The organism is Bacillus cereus group sp. MYBK5-2 (assembly GCF_051915685.1).
GTDB classification, from domain to species: domain Bacteria; phylum Bacillota; class Bacilli; order Bacillales; family Bacillaceae_G; genus Bacillus_A; species Bacillus_A cereus.
In genome coordinates this window covers 717,038-733,051 of record NZ_JBQAFE010000001.1, presented here as the reverse complement: position 1 = coordinate 733,051, position 16,014 = coordinate 717,038, and the positions used below count along the sequence as shown (strand labels likewise).

Here is a 16,014-nt window from a genome sequence, read left to right as displayed (position 1 = left end):
TAAAAATATTAAAGAAATTATATCATAAATCGACCATTTTCTTATTCTATATTTCCGATAGTCCTAATTTAAATATCAACATATCATAACAGTTCAAACTTCGTAACTAACTGAAAATAAAAAAAGTGCAAGAAGAATACCCCTATTCTCCTTGCACTTTTTACTATTATCACAGTGATTAAAGCGTTTACAAATTATTTCAAAATAATTAGTAAATCCATTCATTCATTAATTTTGAGTAGTCAACTAATTCTTCTTCTTTAAAGAAAATAGCAATCTCGCGCTCTGCGCTTTCTAAAGAATCAGAACCATGGATAATGTTTTTCGCAACAGTTACACCGAAATCTCCACGAATTGTTCCAGGAGCTGCTTCATGTGGTCTTGTTTTCCCCATCATGTTACGAGCTGTATCTACTACACCTTCACCTTGCCATACCATTGCGAATACAGGTCCAGATGTAATAAAGTCTACTAACTCACCAAAGAAAGGTTTTTCCTTATGCTCAGCGTAGTGTTGTCCAGCAATTTCTGGAGTGACTTGCATTAATTTTGCACCAACTAATTGAAAGCCTTTTTTCTCAAAACGAGCTACAATTTCCCCAATGAAGGCACGTTGTACACCGTCTGGTTTTACCATTAGAAATGTTTTTTCCATAAAAAATCTCTCCACTTCTGAATTATGTATGTAATTGTATATCCCCACACACATATTATCACCCTTATCACAATTGTGCAATAGTTTTGAAATAGAGAGATTATTTTATTTTTTAGAATAAACCTTAAAATTTTCGTTTTCCAATATACTTTGCAACATTTTGTAATGCGTACTTTGCTTTTCCACGTGGGAGTGGTTTTATTATTTCTAAAGCTTTATGTAAATAACGTTCACTAAACGCAAATGCTTGATCAATTGCTGTACTATTTTTTACAGCATCAATAATTTCTTGCATTTCACTTGCTGTTGAATTTTCATGTACAGATGTGATTTTCTGACGAAGTACGGGATCTTCCATCGCATATAAAGCAGGAAGTGTAATATTCCCTTGTAGTAAATCCCCACCAGCAGGTTTTCCAAGTTTCTCTTCTGTAGAAACGAAGTCTAAAATGTCATCAATAATTTGATAAGACATTCCTACAAAATACCCATACCAAAATAGACGATTTACCGTATCACGATTAGCACCAGCAGCAATCGCTCCCAATTGACAACTCGCGGCAATTAATAATGCTGTTTTTCGCTTTATTCTTCTTAAATACGTTCTTAAATTTTGGTCATAATTGTATTTATCTTTAATTTGTTCAATTTCACCTTTACAGACTTCTAAAATAGTATGTGATAACGCTTGATGTGCCTCTGGAATTTCGATATTGGTTATACATTCAAGAGACTTAGCAAACAGATAGTCCCCTGTATACATCGCAATACGATCTCCCCATTTCGCATTCACAGTCGCACTGCCGCGTCGTAAAAATGCAGCATCAATAACATCATCGTGAACAAGAGAAGCCATATGAATAAGTTCTAACGCAACAGCAACATGCTTAATCGCATCTAACTTATAATCTCCAAATTTCCCTGCAAGCAACACAAATACAGGACGAATTCGTTTCCCACCAGCTTCAATAAGCTGTAATGCTGCCTCTTCTACTAATGGCTGTTCAGAAGCGACTGTCTTTTTTAATTCTTTTTCTATCACATTAATATCCGATCGTAAAAAAGAGTACATAAGTTGTAACTTCATATTGTTCACCTTAACCTAAAACTTCTTTTTTCTATTTTGATTCTGGTTTAATTCCTAAATGCATTGCTGCTACCCCAAAAGTAAATGGTTTCACTTGCACACGTTCAAGTCCAGCTTGCTCAAACATTTGAGCCAATTCTTTCATCCCTGGGAACGTACTAGCAGATTCTTGAAGCCATGAATATTCTTTATAACTTTTCGCAAACATCTTTCCAAATAACGGCATGATATATTTAAAGTATAAAATATACCCTTGTCGAAAACCAATCATTGTTGGTTGAGATGTTTCTAAACAGATTACTTTTCCACCTGGTTTTACTACACGCGTCATTTCTTTTAATACGTGCATATAATCCGGTACGTTACGTAAACCAAACCCAATCGTCACATAATCAAACGTATTATCTTCAAACGGAAGTTCCATTGCATTCCCATGTAGAAGTTCTACTTGTTTTAATTGTAACGCCTCTACCTTTTGCTTACCGACAGATAACATATTTTCACTGAAGTCTAAGCCAACAACCTTTCCTTGCTCACCTACAGCTCCAGCTAGCGCAATTGTCCAATCTGCGGTTCCACAGCATACATCAAGCGCTTGACTGCCTGGTTGTACATCCATAATTCGCATCGTTTCTTTCCGCCACGCTTTATGTCTTTGAAAACTAATTACAGAATTCATCACATCGTATTTATCAGAAATCTTTTCAAATACGTCATGTACTCTTTCTTCTTTTGATTGTTGCATGCTCGTACCTTCTTCCAATGTAAAATTGCTTATGTCTTCTATTTATTCCTTAACACAGAATTTATTTCATTTATGTCTGTGTGATTTTCTAAAAATTGTTTTTCTTTCTTTCTCAATTCCTTCATCCAACCATTAATCACTACTTCTGCTTTATCCCCTAAAGCATCTTGCATAGCTTGAAAAACAGGTGAATGTTGCTTATCAGCATACAATTGAATTTCTTTTTGAAGGCGATTTCCACCTAATACGTATGTGATAAATGGCTTCCAATGTGATAACTGAAAATGATCACATGTTTTTTGAAGGAGCGCAGACTCAATCGTTACTATGCTTTTCATTATGTCATCCGTCGTTTCATGCGCTTTTTGGTATAACATAATTTTGTGTTCATTTATCTCTTTAATTCCTTCAGCAAGTGCACGAATTAAAACAATATCACGATTCATAGACAATAAATAATAATATAGTCCACTATAGTAATCGCCTGCAAGTACTGTTAATTGACGACATTTATGGAATTCAATCTCTTCCTCGCCTGCTTTATTTGATACCCTTTCATGCGTATCAAGCGCAATTTGTACAAGCATAATTGTTACTACGTAATGCTCAATTTGTTCTATATGTAAGTTTGCACTCTTTAAAGCACCATATAACAATGCTATCTTTTCTTCATCAATAAATGGTTCTTCAATATAGTTTATAAAATAAGGATGGCGTAATTTCTCCATCAATTTTTCTTTTATACCCGCATACCCTCCGTAGATGTCACACACAAAAAATCACCCTTGTTTTCTAATTCATAAAACTTATTATAACACATACACTCTATTTTCTATAACCAAAACTTGGCTACACCTACCATTCATGTAAGCAATCTTTCTAATCTCACTCTGTCTAGTTAAAACTATATCATTTATTTACTAAAAAAAAAAAGAAAAGCAGTTTCCCGCTTTTCTTTACTTCGTTTTAATAAACGATAAAATTTCACTGCGCGCTGCAGCATCATTTTCAAGCACACCACGCACTGCTGTCGTTACTGTTTTCGCACCTGGTTTTTTCACACCACGCATCGTCATACACATATGTTCTGCTTCTACTACTACCATTACACCATGAGGCTCTAGTACTTCCATAATAGAGTTCGCTACTGTTGATGTAATACGTTCTTGCAGTTGTGGGCGACGTGCAATTGTATCTACGGTACGAGCTAATTTACTTAACCCTGTTACCTTTCCACCTTGCGGAATATATGCAACGTGAGCAACTCCATAGAATGGTACTAAATGATGCTCACACATCGAATAAAATGGTATATCTTTTACTAGTACAAGCTCTTCGTGATCTTCTCCGAATACTTTATGCAAATGCTCTTTCGGATCTTCATGCATACCTGAGAACACTTCTGCGTACATTTTTGCAACACGCTTTGGTGTATCAAGTACTCCCTCACGATTTGGGTCATCCCCAATCGCCTCTAAAATAAGGCGTACTGCATGTTCAATTTGTTCTAAATTAACTTTTGCCATCCGCTAGCCCTCCCGAAAACCTAAAAGTGATACGAACACATTCTAGCATATTTATGTTTTTAAAAGCAAAAAGAAGAGTTCCCAAAAAGGAAACTCTTCTTCCCTGTTAATATGTAAGGATTATTTAACCGCATCTTTTAACGCTTTACCAGGTTTGAATGCAGGTACTTTACTTGCAGCGATTTCAATCTCCTCACCTGTTTGTGGGTTACGACCTTTACGAGCCGCACGCTCACGAACTTCGAAGTTACCGAATCCGATCAGTTGTACTTTATCACCTTGTTTTAAAGCTTCTAAGATAGAATCAAAAACAGCGTCTACTGCTTTTGTTGCGTCCTTTTTAGAAAGGGAACTTGCTTCTGCAACAGCATTGATTAAATCTGTCTTGTTCATGCCATTCACCTCCTCCCAAAGATAAGACTGTATAATGATCATAAAATGAGTCTTACTTTCATTTGTAGGCAATTTTTGCAAATTCTATACTACAAAGATGTAGATAAATCATTATCAACGCCTATATTATACGATTCTCCTTTATAATTCAATATTTTTAAGGAAATTGTTACTCTTAAAATGTGAAAATCTGATGAAACTTGACAATTTACAACAATGTATTAGATAATGACTGTTTATTTTTCTATTTTATAATCAAAAAAAACAAAAAATCCCTCTACAATGAGAGGGATTTTTTCTTATAGTATAATCGCAATTAATCCGCCAGATCCTTCATTAATAATTCTTTCTAGCGTTTCTTTTAATTTATATCTAGCATTTTCTGGCATTAAAGATAATTTCGCCTGAATTCCTTCTCGAACAATCGAGCTAAGTGAACGTCCAAATATATCAGAATTCCAAATTGATAACGGGTCATCTTCAAAATCTTGCATTAAATAACGAACTAATTCTTCACTTTGCTTTTCAGTACCAATAATCGGCTCAAACGTTGACTCTACATCTACTTTAATCATATGAATAGATGGCGCTACCGCTTTTAACTTCACACCAAACCTTGAACCGTGACGAATAATTTCTGGCTCATCTAAGCTCATATCCGCTAATGCAGGTGCTGCTACACCATATCCTGTTTGCTTAACCATACGCAGTGCATCCGCCACTTGATCGTACTCTATTTTCGCATGAGATAAATCGAGCATAAGCTTTAACAAATGATCTTTCCCTCGAATTTCTACTCCTACTACTTCTTTTAAAATCTGATCATATAATTCATCTGGCGCATATAAATCAATCTCCGCCACACCTTGCCCCATATCAATGCCAGCTAGGCTCGCTCGATCAATAAATTCATATTGACTAAACTGCCAAACAACGCGATCCACATCACGAAGACGTTTTATATCCTTCACAGTTTCTTGAACTGCTTCTTGATAACTTTGACGCAACCAATGCCCTTCATTTAGCACCATTACCCAACTCGGAAGGTTCACATTCACTTCTAATACAGGGAATTCAAATAGCGCTTCACGAAGTACATTATATACATCTGTTTCTCTTAAACTCTCCACACTCATTGCAATAACCGGGATATCATATTCTTCTGATAAACTTTGGCGTAATTGCTCTGTATCTGGATGATACGGCTGTACCGTATTAATTATCATAATGAAAGGTTTTCCTACTTCTTTCAACTCATTTACAACGCGTTCTTCTGCCTCTATATAATCTCTTCTTGGAATTTCACCAATTGTTCCATCTGTTGTAATTACAACACCAATTGTTGAATGTTCTTGAATTACTTTACGCGTGCCGATTTCTGCAGCTTCATGGAATGGAATAGGTTCTTCATACCAAGGGGTATTAATCATACGCGGGCCATTCTCATCTTCATAGCCCTTCGCTCCAGGAACCGTATATCCAACACAATCTACTAATCGAATATTCACTTCAAGTCCTTCATCTACTTCGATAGAAACCGCTTGGTTTGGAACAAACTTCGGTTCCGTCGTCATAATTGTACGACCAGCAGCACTTTGAGGCAATTCATCCTGCGCTCTTTGACGGTCAGACTCATTCTCAATATTTGGAATAACTACAAGTTCCATAAATTTTTTAATGAATGTTGATTTCCCTGTTCGAACAGCTCCTACAACTCCAAAATAAATATCACCGCCTGTTCGTTCTGCAATATCTTTAAAAATATCTACCTTTTCCAAGTGATTCCCTCCCTCAAAATTTTTGGGAATAATTCCGCGTTTATAGTCAACTAATACCTTCTCTAACGTTGCCTATAATATCTGATATAATATAATGGTATTCTAGAAGTTCGGACAATATATCATATAATTTTGTCCAATTTCATATGACTATTAAAAAATATCTTTTGTTTGCATCATAAGTTGTATAACATAAAAAACCTTTCTTCTAGAACTTATTCACTAAAAGAAAGGTTCATGACTTATCATTTTAAAAAAATTGGTTCTCCGTCCTTTACTGTGTACGGTAAAGAATAAGCTGGTACAAACGGGGAACCTTTCGAAAGTATATTTCGAATATCTTCTCCCTCTGTAAACTGCCCTTCATTTTTTTTCAAAGCGTCATATAGGTCGATTCTATAATCAACAAAAACTTCTCCTTTTTCATTAATTACAAAAGGAAGTCCTTTACCAGAATATGGACTTGTCACTTGTGGCACATCTTTATATCCTAGTTTTTTGAAATCCAATTCATATACACCATCTGAAATTACTTTTTTAAAAGGTGGATATTGATGTTCATCACGATACATCCTAAGCTTTAAAGATAGTTCCTGAATTTGTTCAGCCATCCTAACATCAATTAACTTTACTGTCGGATTTGTTTCAACGTCTATTAATACGTATTGATATACTCCTCCACTTTCATACGCATTCCCTGGCGCTTCTTGTATGTAACGCGGGGCAATCTGTTGAAAATCGATTGGATACTTTTGATAAATAGGTGTACTCATATCCCTCGTCTTAATTGGCAATATCCCATCATTTTGCTCCTTAAATGTCACAACAGCTTTTTGAACAACCTGTAGCTGATCTTCATAAGGAACCGCATTTTGCTTCATATTTTCTTTCGGATACAGACACCCCGTTAAAAGGCTCATACAACAAAATATTAAAATAATATGGAATTTTTTCACTAGCATCACCTTTTCATACTAATCTAATTTGCTCCGTATGTAGTATTTTCGAGACCATTCCATTTACTGCTGTACAGGTCCACTAAATACAACAAGAAAAATAACAATTCCTGACACAATCATAAGGGTGTACGCTACTAACGCTGTAATCCCTTTCAAAAATTTATTCTTTATTCTATGTCTACTTAATAAAATAAAACTTACTGCAAAAAACATAAATCCAATTGCCCCTAAAGCCAGCCACATTTTCATAAGCCCTTCTGACATATACACACCCCTTTTTATTAATCTATTTTTATACTATTTTAACAAATTAAAATCTTTAAACAAATACAAAAAGAACATTTTACTACAAATCGCGAGTATGTAACTTTAATCAATAGGTTTTCCAGCATTTCTCACCAATCTAGGCAAAAATAAAACCGAAGCGATTGTATCTCTCGCTTCGGTTGACCAAATATGCCCAAAAACAGCTCTATTCCCATTCTTTCATGGCTATCATATGCAATCTCCAAACTCTTTGTTTCTCATAATTTATTTTTTAAACATTTTGCTTAACGAACCAAAATCTGTTGGCATATTATTATTAATAATCGCTTTTACAATTTGATCCTCTTGCTCTTTCGGCACTTCACGTCCCGCCATAAGAGCCACTTGATGAATTAATTGACGAAGTACAGTTTCATCACGTAAATTCGCATTTTGCACGGATGATGCTAATTTAAAAATATCCTCTTTATTTACTTTCGCTTCCTTCTCAATATTATTAAAAATATTATTATCCATTCTTTTCACCCTCTCCTCAAGTTACTCTTCATCCTATGCAAAAATGAAAAAATGGTGAAAAGACCCAAAAAATAAAAAAGCGACAGAAGTACAAATGTACTTCTGTCGCTTTTCTTTACAGTAAATCAGGTATAGCTTCCACTTCATGTTTTCGAACACGTCCCATCAATGAGCCTACTGCATCTTTTACGTTATTCCCATTGAACAGCACGTCATATAAAGCAGCTGTAATCGGCATTTCAACTTCCATTTTCTCTGCCAATTCATGAGCAGCTTTCGTTGTTCTTACACCTTCCACAACCATACCCATGCTTTCTAACACTTCTTCTAAAGAGTGTCCTTTTCCAAGCATATTTCCAGCGCGCCAATTTCGGCTATGAACACTTGTACAAGTTACAATTAAGTCTCCCATACCAGTTAGACCAGCAAACGTTAACGGATTCCCGCCCATTTTTCTTCCTAAACGAGCAATCTCTGTTAAACCACGTGTCATCAATGCCGCCTTTGCATTATCACCTAATCCAAGACCATCAGTTATACCAGCAGCTAATGCGATAATATTTTTTAACGCACCACCAAGTTCAACTCCAACGATATCTGGATTTGTGTATACACGAAAATAACTATTCATAAATAAATCTTGTACTTCCTCAGCCGCTTCCATACGCTTTGCTGCAGACGTAACTGTTGTCGCTTGTCGTAAACCGACTTCTTCAGCATGACTCGGTCCAGACAGTACAACAACATCTTTAATTAAGTGCTCTGGAATTTCTTCCTCAATCACTTCCGAAATACGTTTTGACGTACCAGGTTCAATTCCTTTGCTCGCATGAATCCAAGTAATTGGTTCAGTAACAATTTCTTTCATCTCTTGTAATACATCTCTGTACGCTTTCGTTGGTACTACTAGCAGTACTGTATTTACATCTACTAATGCTTCTTCTAAAGAAGAGTAGGCTACGATTGTGCTTGGCAATGTAATGCCTGGGAGATATCGACTATTCTCATGTTTCGTATTAATTTCATCCATAAGTTCTGGGCGATTTCCCCAAATACGTACATCATGTCCATTGTCAGCTAATACCATCGCTAACGCTGTTCCCCAGCTACCTGCTCCTACTACTGTGATTTTTGTCATAAAATCACATCCTCTCCATTAGTCTCTTGCTCTAGCGATAATGTGAATCGGCGTTCCTACGAAGCCAAATGATTCACGTAAGCGATTCTTTAAGAAACGCTCATATGAGAAGTGCAATAATTCTGGATCGTTTACAAACACAACAAATGTCGGTGGTTTTACCGCAACTTGTGTTGCATAGAAAATTTTCAGACGGCTACCATTATGAGTTGGCGTCGGATTCATCGCTACCGCATCCATAATTACATCGTTTAATACGTTCGTTTGAATACGGATACTATGACTTTCATTTACCTCATCGATAACCGGTATTAATGTTTGTGTACGTTTTCTCGTTTTTGCAGATAAGAAAACAATTGGTGCGTATTCTAAGAATTGGAAATGAGCACGGATATTTTCTTCAAATGCTTTCATTGTTTTTTCGTCTTTTTTCACTGCATCCCATTTATTTACAACGATAACAACAGCTCGCCCTGAATCATGAGCATATCCAGCGATTTTTTTATCTTGCTCAATAATTCCTTCTTCACCATCTAAAACGACTAAAACAACGTCAGAACGTTCAATCGCTCTTAGCGCACGAAGTACACTATATTTTTCTGTACTTTCATACACTTTTCCTTTTTTACGCATACCAGCTGTATCAATAATTACATAATCTTTTCCATCTTTACTATATGGTGTATCGACAGCATCACGAGTTGTTCCTGCTACATTACTAACAATTACACGCTCTTGACCAAGAAGAGCATTTACAAGTGATGATTTCCCTACGTTTGGACGTCCAATTAAAGAGAAACGAATTGTGTCTTCATCATATCCGTCTTCTTCAATCTTTGGAAAATGTTGTGCAGCTTCGTCTAGTAAGTCACCTAACCCTAATCCGTGTGTACCTGAAATTGGGAATGGTTCGCCAAATCCTAATGCATAAAAGTCATAAATGTCACTGCGCATTTCCGGATTGTCCACTTTATTTACTGCAAGTACAACCGGTTTATTTGAACGATATAAAATTTTTGCAACTTCTTCATCAGCTGCTGTTACACCGTCACGACCGTTTGTCATAAAAATGATAACATCCGCTTCATCAATTGCTACTTCAGCTTGTTGACGAATTTGTGTCAAAAACGGCTCGTCTCCAATATCAATTCCGCCCGTATCAATAATATTAAATTCATGATTTAACCATTCTCCAGCGCTATAAATACGATCGCGCGTTACACCTGGAATATCTTCTACGATTGAAACTCTTTCTCCAACAATTCTATTGAAAATAGTAGATTTCCCTACGTTCGGGCGACCTACTATCGCTATTACTGGTTTCGGCATATACTTTCATCCTTTCAACTTGCTTCTGTTTATTATGTAAAAAACCCTTCTTTGTGCAAGAAGGGATTTGCATTCCAGAATATTTCTCAACGTATCAAAACACCTCACATTATAACACACGTTGCTAATGTTTCACAATAATATATACATTCTCTTGTAAGCGATGTGCAATACCATCTAAAATTGCTTCTAAATTATTTGCAACAAATTCTAGTTCCTCCGTCGATTCGCAAACGAATAAAGGAGCACCACCTGCAAATTTTTCTGGAGTCGTTGTTATAACTGCCAGAATAACACTTTCTAACATCATCTCTTATCTCCCCTTCCTTTTGGGGCTTCCGATGACATATGGACAGCACTTTCTAACGTTGGTACATTTCCTATGACACCTATCGCTTTCTCTGCATCTTGATCTTGCGGCAGGACAAAAATCCCAACCCTGCCATCCTCTAAATCACGCTTTGCTAACGGTACAAGCGCTGGTGTACCAGAATCTCTATAAATCCCTAACGCTACTGAAACATCGTGTAAAATAGCTTGTCGTTGCCCTAAATTTGAGATTGTAACCATCGCATCAATTGATTTCGGCTTTAAAATAAAACCCATACCATATTTCATAATTTCTTCTTGTCTTGCTGGCAATCCAATATTCATAATGTAAATATTGTCAATATAAAGCCCTGCTCCTTCAAAACGAAGCGGAACGTGCTCAATTTCAACAAGATCATGTAGCCTTTTACCAGACATTAATTTTTTCGCGATAAAAAATGCGATTATAGCCATAATTACTCCTGCAATCCATGAACGGAATCCTATATACGCAAACGTCGTTGCAAACGACGTTAACATTGCCAAATAGTTGCGACTTTCAAAAACCAATGCAATTCCTTCAATGTATGTATTTCCACGCGGTACGAGCTCATACCCATCTAATTGTTGAAGCGTATTTCTTTCCATATTACGTACATCACGAAATTGTGTCGCTGCTAATGTAAGAAATGTAATGGCAGAAAAATCTTTTTTCAAAATAGACGGGATTGCAATCGCTCCTAAAGCAGCTGCAATTAACCCCATTGCAATATGAATAATTTTCCCATGTAGCCTCGTCGGATATTGCCGCGTATCCGTCCGAAGCATTAGCACCCTTGTAACTGTCCCCGCTATTACGCCGCATAAAATGGCTGGTGTATATTCAGTCATGTATTACCCTCGCCTTTCTTTTACGTGTTTTTCTCTTAAACCGTTCCATGTATACTGATGCTTTTGCAATCCAAAACAATATTGCCATGAATAATGTAGAAATGGCGACGATATCAAAAAATGCTAAACTACCGTAATCATATGGAAAATTCAATTTCCTAAAAATAAATGTCACTAGCAGCTCTCCTTGTAACATCCCTACATATAGAGAACATAATCGTAATATGCGATCCCCATGCAATAACACCGATGCATACACAAGAGCACTACTTAGCAGAAACACTCTATCCACCACAATCCAAATCGGATCATATATTTCTAACAGATGAAAACTTGTATATAACATTGCAATAATAAGTGCCGAAAGTAAGCTATACAATTTTTTCCAGACAGAATATAGCGTGATCCCTATAAAAGAAATAATACAAAGTAAAAGAGCATTTACTGATACCACGAATGAGGCAATCGTTACATGTAACGGAGAGCAAATTATAAAAATCAGTATACAAGCGCCTAACTTCCACCGGATAGAGTCCTTTTTCATAAAAAAGGTTACAATGATCCACCCTATCCAAGCTACAAAATAAAAAGTACTTCCATCCATCAACTTCACCTCCTATGTTTTCCATTATGGGAACTTTTTATGAAAGTTAATCCACTTTATTTACGCATAGTTTTTTCTTATAACAGCAACACTTTTAACAAGGAGGTGTTATTCATTATGGGTAAAGATCGCCAAGAACGAAAACTACGAGAATCACGCCGCGTTGAATCCGATCGTGATCAATCACTACAATATCCAGGTGCAACTGGACTTGATACACCAGAACAGGCTCGAAAACAAAACCAGCACTAATTAATACAAAAAGACGGTTTCGATATTGTACGAAACCGTCTTTTACATAATCAGTTTAATGATTTCTATTTATATTGAAATAATATTTCGCACACTATATCCTCCCATTACTTCTTTTTACCTTCACCTATTCCCATTAAAACTTAAGTTCTCTCCAGTAATTCGACAACACACCATCTACATTTTTCAACCCTTTTTCAATTACAATTTTTATGAAATGATATTTTTATATAATGCTAATTCCATTCTCCACTTTATATTACGAAAAAGAATAGAACAAAAAAAAATCAACCGAATGGTTGATTTTTTATCTCCTACTATAATGCGCAGTATCAATACCACGCTGCATTAACCAATGATATGTTTCACCCTTTACAACAAGAGGTACAGATTGCAACTCTTCTATCGTCTTCGCACCAAGAGCTGTCATTATAAATTTCAAATCTGTATGTAGAAGCTCAATTTCATCCAATAACTTCTCAATACCATCTTGCATTAAAATACGTAAAAAGTAACCAGCAAACGCAGTTGTATTCGCCCCTAATGCGATCGCTTTCGCTACGTCAAGCGCTGTTTGTATACCCCCAGATGCAATAAAAGAGAGGTTATTATTTGTAGAGGTTGCTTCAATAATCGAGGTTGCTGTTTGTATGCCCCAGTTATTAAAATAAGAAAGCATTCGCTGCCTTCTTTCGTTTTCAACAGCAGCAAAATTCGTACCACCTTGCCCACCAATATCAATTGCTGTTACACCTACGTTCACTAACTGTTGCATTGTTTCCTTACTCATCCCAAATCCAACTTCTTTTACAATGATAGGAACTTTACTATTTAAAACAATTTTCTCAATACGCTGAAGTACTCCAGTAAAATCACGGTCTCCTTCTGGCATCGTTAACTCTTGTATGACATTTAAATGAATTTGTAATGCATTCGCTTCAATCATATCAACGGCGCGCTCTGCCTGCTCGATAGTTGCCTCACTACCTAAATTAGCAAAGAAAATACCATTTGGGTTTACCTTTCTAATCACCTTATAAGAAGCAGCTTCACTTTCATCTTTTAACGCCGCCATTTGCGAACCTACAGCCATAGCAAGGTTATGATGTTTCGCTACATATGCTAATTGCTCATTAATATGTAACGTTTTCTCTCCTCCACCACCAGTCATCGCATTGATAAAAATCGGCGAACTTAGTGAAAGTTCGCCGATTTTTGTTTCACATGTTATTGTGTCATAATTTGAATTTGGCAAGCTTTGATGCACAAAATCAATATCATGAAAGCCATGCGTACGAGACTGACCAGTAGAAAGAGCATATTCAATATGATCTAATTTACGTTTTGCCCTTACCACTTGTACCCCTCATTATTTCTTTAATTTTTTCAGTTGTTCACCAATAATATCACTTAATTGGAAAGTAGCAGAATCAGCATTTGGCTCATACTGACTATAATCTTCAGTTACATTATTTTCCTCAAGCGCTTCTTTTATACTTAAAGAAATACGTTTCTCTGCTACGTGAACTTCAAGTACTTTCACTTTTACTTCTTGTCCCATTTCCAATACTTCATTCGGATTTTTCACGTGACGATTTGCAATTTGAGATACGTGTACAAGCCCTTCAACGCCCGGTAAAATCTCAACGAATGCACCAAATGTAACAAGGCGTTTCACTACTCCCTCACGAATATCTCCAGCTTTTATTTCGCCAGCAACGTTTTCCCAAGGTCCTGGTTGAGCTGCTTTAATTGATAAAGAAATACGTTGTGTATCAGCATCAACAGATAACACCTTTACCTTAACCTTTTGACCTTGCTCTAACACTTCAGAAGGTTGCTCTACACGTTCGTGTGAAATTTGTGAAATGTGAACTAAACCGTCCACTCCACCAACGTTAACGAATGCGCCAAAGTCAGTTAATCGTTGTACTGTTCCTTCAACAACGTCCCCTTCTTTTAATGAAGAAATTGCTTCTTTTTTCTTAGAATCTAGTTCTAATTCTACTACCGCTTTATGCGAAAGGATTACACGATTTTTTTCACGGTCTAATTCAACAATTTTCACCGCTAATGTTTTACCTTTATAGTCAGTAAAGTCTTCTACATAATGTACTTCTACAAGTGAAGCTGGAATAAAACCGCGAACACCAAGGTCCACAACTAATCCGCCATTCACAATATCTTTTACAGTAACATCAAATACATGACCAGAAGTAAATTTCTCTTGTAGTTCTACCCATGCTTTTTCTGCATCAACAGCACGTTTAGATAAGACAAGATCATCTTCTTCTAATTTAATAATTTTCAACTCTAGTGTTTGATCTAATTCTACAACATCGCTTGCTTTTTCAATATGAACGTTAGCTAATTCACTAATTGGAATTACGCCATCTGTTTTGTATCCAACATTTACAAGCACTTGTTTCTCTTCAACCTTCGTTACAGAACCTGTAACAACGTCACCAACTTGTAATTCTTTTGAATCCATAACTTCTTCATTCATTTTCTCTACCATGGAAATACCTCCCTACAGAATTGACAAAGCATTTTTTATGTATATACGAAATGAAAACAAAGTTTTCATTTGCATGTTTAAGAATTTCTCATCACATACTCTTTTTCAATAACATTCACAAGAAAATATATTAAACCTATATAAATAGTATACAGCAAAACCAGCTTGAAAAAAGTATGTTTTGAAATATAATAGCGAATATATTCTGACAGTTTTATTCCTCTTTAACTAACTTCTTACAAATCAGCTCATTTGTCAAGGAAAGAGACTCACAATTCACGTATCCTTTACATTTCTATTTAAACAAAAAAAGAAAGAGGATTATCCCCTTTCTTTATTTCGCAAACACTCCAGAAACAATGCTCATAATTTTTTGGACAACTTCTTCAATTGATAAAGAAGTCGTATCTAATTCCAATGCATCATCAGCCTTTTTTAGTGGAGAAACTTCGCGTTCTGAATCTAATTTATCACGCTGAGCAATTTCTTCTTTTAGCTGCTCTAAATTAGAATCGAAACCTTTATTTAAATTTTCTAAATGTCTTCTTTCCGCTCTTTCTTCAACAGAAGCAAGCATAAAGATTTTCACTTCAGCATCCGGTAATACATGTGTACCAATATCACGGCCGTCCATTACAACGCCGCCTTTTTTCGCTAACTCTTGCTGACGACGTACCATTTCTTCACGAACAAGGCGATGTTTCGCTACAATAGATACTCGATTCGTCACATCAGGTGTACGAATTACTTCAGAAACATCTTGTCCATTTAAAAATACAAGCTGTGTATTTTCTCCTTGCTGAAACTCAATATTTACATTCTTTACAACTTCCATTAACTGCTCTTCATTTTCAATGTCTACTTTTTGTTCAAGGGCTGCATATGTAAGCGTACGGTACATTGCGCCTGTATCAATATAAACGTAAGAAAGTTCCTTCGCAACAACTTTTGCCACTGTACTTTTCCCAGCAGCTGCTGGACCATCTATAGCAATTGAAATTCGTTTATCCATTGTAACACCTCATTTTTTCACTTATAAAACAAAAC

At 36.0% G+C, this 16,014-nt stretch carries 19 protein-coding genes; 1 reads left to right on the top strand and 18 read right to left on the bottom strand.

The annotated features are described in order from the left end of the window. Window positions 1–208: 208 nt before the first annotated feature. From ndk to ACTFP3_RS03950, 15 genes are all read right to left on the bottom strand, one after another. Window positions 209–655 (bottom strand): nucleoside-diphosphate kinase, encoded by a 447-nt coding sequence (gene ndk / locus ACTFP3_RS04020; protein ID WP_000415883.1) that lies wholly within the window; start codon window positions 653–655, stop codon window positions 209–211. Window positions 656–779: 124 nt separating this feature from the next. Continuing rightward, on the bottom strand, window positions 780–1,742 hold the full coding sequence (hepT, locus tag ACTFP3_RS04015; protein ID WP_000776077.1) for a heptaprenyl diphosphate synthase component II: 963 nt from the start codon (window positions 1,740–1,742) through the stop codon (window positions 780–782). Between the two features lie 31 nt (window positions 1,743–1,773). Then, window positions 1,774–2,487 carry a 2-heptaprenyl-1,4-naphthoquinone methyltransferase gene (gene menG / locus ACTFP3_RS04010; protein WP_001187674.1) on the bottom strand — a complete coding sequence of 238 codons (714 nt, stop codon included), beginning with the start codon at window positions 2,485–2,487 and terminating at the stop codon, window positions 1,774–1,776. Between the two features lie 38 nt (window positions 2,488–2,525). Next, a complete protein-coding gene (locus ACTFP3_RS04005; RefSeq protein ID WP_000332847.1) occupies window positions 2,526–3,260 on the bottom strand; it encodes a heptaprenyl diphosphate synthase component 1 in 735 nt (244 codons plus the stop codon). A gap of 183 nt (window positions 3,261–3,443) precedes the next feature. Then, on the bottom strand, window positions 3,444–4,013 hold the full coding sequence (gene folE, locus ACTFP3_RS04000; RefSeq protein ID WP_001151482.1) for a GTP cyclohydrolase I FolE: 570 nt from the start codon (window positions 4,011–4,013) through the stop codon (window positions 3,444–3,446). A 120-nt stretch (window positions 4,014–4,133) separates the two neighbouring features. Next, window positions 4,134–4,406 carry an HU family DNA-binding protein gene (locus ACTFP3_RS03995; protein WP_001043860.1) on the bottom strand — a complete coding sequence of 91 codons (273 nt, stop codon included), beginning with the start codon at window positions 4,404–4,406 and terminating at the stop codon, window positions 4,134–4,136. A 299-nt stretch (window positions 4,407–4,705) separates the two neighbouring features. Beyond that, window positions 4,706–6,184 (bottom strand): stage IV sporulation protein A, encoded by a 1,479-nt coding sequence (gene spoIVA, locus ACTFP3_RS03990; protein WP_000416519.1) that lies wholly within the window; start codon window positions 6,182–6,184, stop codon window positions 4,706–4,708. A 245-nt stretch (window positions 6,185–6,429) separates the two neighbouring features. Next, a complete protein-coding gene (locus ACTFP3_RS03985) occupies window positions 6,430–7,140 on the bottom strand; it encodes a hypothetical protein (protein ID WP_000713407.1) in 711 nt (236 codons plus the stop codon). 63 nt (window positions 7,141–7,203) lie between these two features. Beyond that, window positions 7,204–7,407 carry a DUF2768 domain-containing protein gene (locus tag ACTFP3_RS03980; protein WP_001289008.1) on the bottom strand — a complete coding sequence of 68 codons (204 nt, stop codon included), beginning with the start codon at window positions 7,405–7,407 and terminating at the stop codon, window positions 7,204–7,206. Between the two features lie 267 nt (window positions 7,408–7,674). Further along, a complete protein-coding gene (locus ACTFP3_RS03975) occupies window positions 7,675–7,926 on the bottom strand; it encodes a stage VI sporulation protein F (protein ID WP_000369754.1) in 252 nt (83 codons plus the stop codon). 115 nt (window positions 7,927–8,041) lie between these two features. Continuing rightward, entirely contained in the window at window positions 8,042–9,064 is a 1,023-nt protein-coding gene (locus ACTFP3_RS03970; RefSeq protein WP_000161763.1) for an NAD(P)H-dependent glycerol-3-phosphate dehydrogenase, read from the bottom strand. A gap of 18 nt (window positions 9,065–9,082) precedes the next feature. Beyond that, a complete protein-coding gene (gene der / locus ACTFP3_RS03965) occupies window positions 9,083–10,393 on the bottom strand; it encodes a ribosome biogenesis GTPase Der (protein WP_001125893.1) in 1,311 nt (436 codons plus the stop codon). A 124-nt stretch (window positions 10,394–10,517) separates the two neighbouring features. Next, a complete protein-coding gene (locus tag ACTFP3_RS03960) occupies window positions 10,518–10,703 on the bottom strand; it encodes a capping complex subunit for YIEGIA (RefSeq protein WP_000979059.1) in 186 nt (61 codons plus the stop codon). Continuing rightward, on the bottom strand, window positions 10,700–11,593 hold the full coding sequence (locus ACTFP3_RS03955) for a YIEGIA family protein (protein ID WP_000141596.1): 894 nt from the start codon (window positions 11,591–11,593) through the stop codon (window positions 10,700–10,702). Before ACTFP3_RS03955 ends, ACTFP3_RS03960 begins: the two co-directional genes overlap by 4 nt. Beyond that, the gene (locus ACTFP3_RS03950; protein ID WP_000349105.1) at window positions 11,586–12,197 is read right to left on the bottom strand and encodes a YphA family membrane protein; all 612 of its coding nucleotides are present in this window, start codon (window positions 12,195–12,197) and stop codon (window positions 11,586–11,588) included. Before ACTFP3_RS03950 ends, ACTFP3_RS03955 begins: the two co-directional genes overlap by 8 nt. 117 nt (window positions 12,198–12,314) lie before the next feature. On the opposite strand from ACTFP3_RS03950, the gene ACTFP3_RS03945 reads away from it, so the two are divergent. Next, window positions 12,315–12,449: a YpzI family protein gene (locus ACTFP3_RS03945; RefSeq protein WP_000513900.1), complete on the top strand. Its 135-nt coding sequence runs from the start codon at window positions 12,315–12,317 to the stop codon at window positions 12,447–12,449. A 307-nt stretch (window positions 12,450–12,756) separates the two neighbouring features. Here the strand turns inward: ACTFP3_RS03945 and ACTFP3_RS03940 are convergent, their stop codons facing one another. From ACTFP3_RS03940 to cmk, 3 genes are all read right to left on the bottom strand, one after another. After that, on the bottom strand, window positions 12,757–13,806 hold the full coding sequence (locus tag ACTFP3_RS03940; protein WP_000251035.1) for a type 2 isopentenyl-diphosphate Delta-isomerase: 1,050 nt from the start codon (window positions 13,804–13,806) through the stop codon (window positions 12,757–12,759). A gap of 12 nt (window positions 13,807–13,818) precedes the next feature. Beyond that, window positions 13,819–14,967, bottom strand: a complete 1,149-nt coding sequence (rpsA, locus tag ACTFP3_RS03935) for a 30S ribosomal protein S1 (protein ID WP_000229559.1) — start codon at window positions 14,965–14,967, stop codon at window positions 13,819–13,821. Window positions 14,968–15,301: 334 nt separating this feature from the next. Next, window positions 15,302–15,979 (bottom strand): (d)CMP kinase, encoded by a 678-nt coding sequence (gene cmk, locus ACTFP3_RS03930; protein ID WP_000361252.1) that lies wholly within the window; start codon window positions 15,977–15,979, stop codon window positions 15,302–15,304. Window positions 15,980–16,014: the final 35 nt, after the last annotated feature.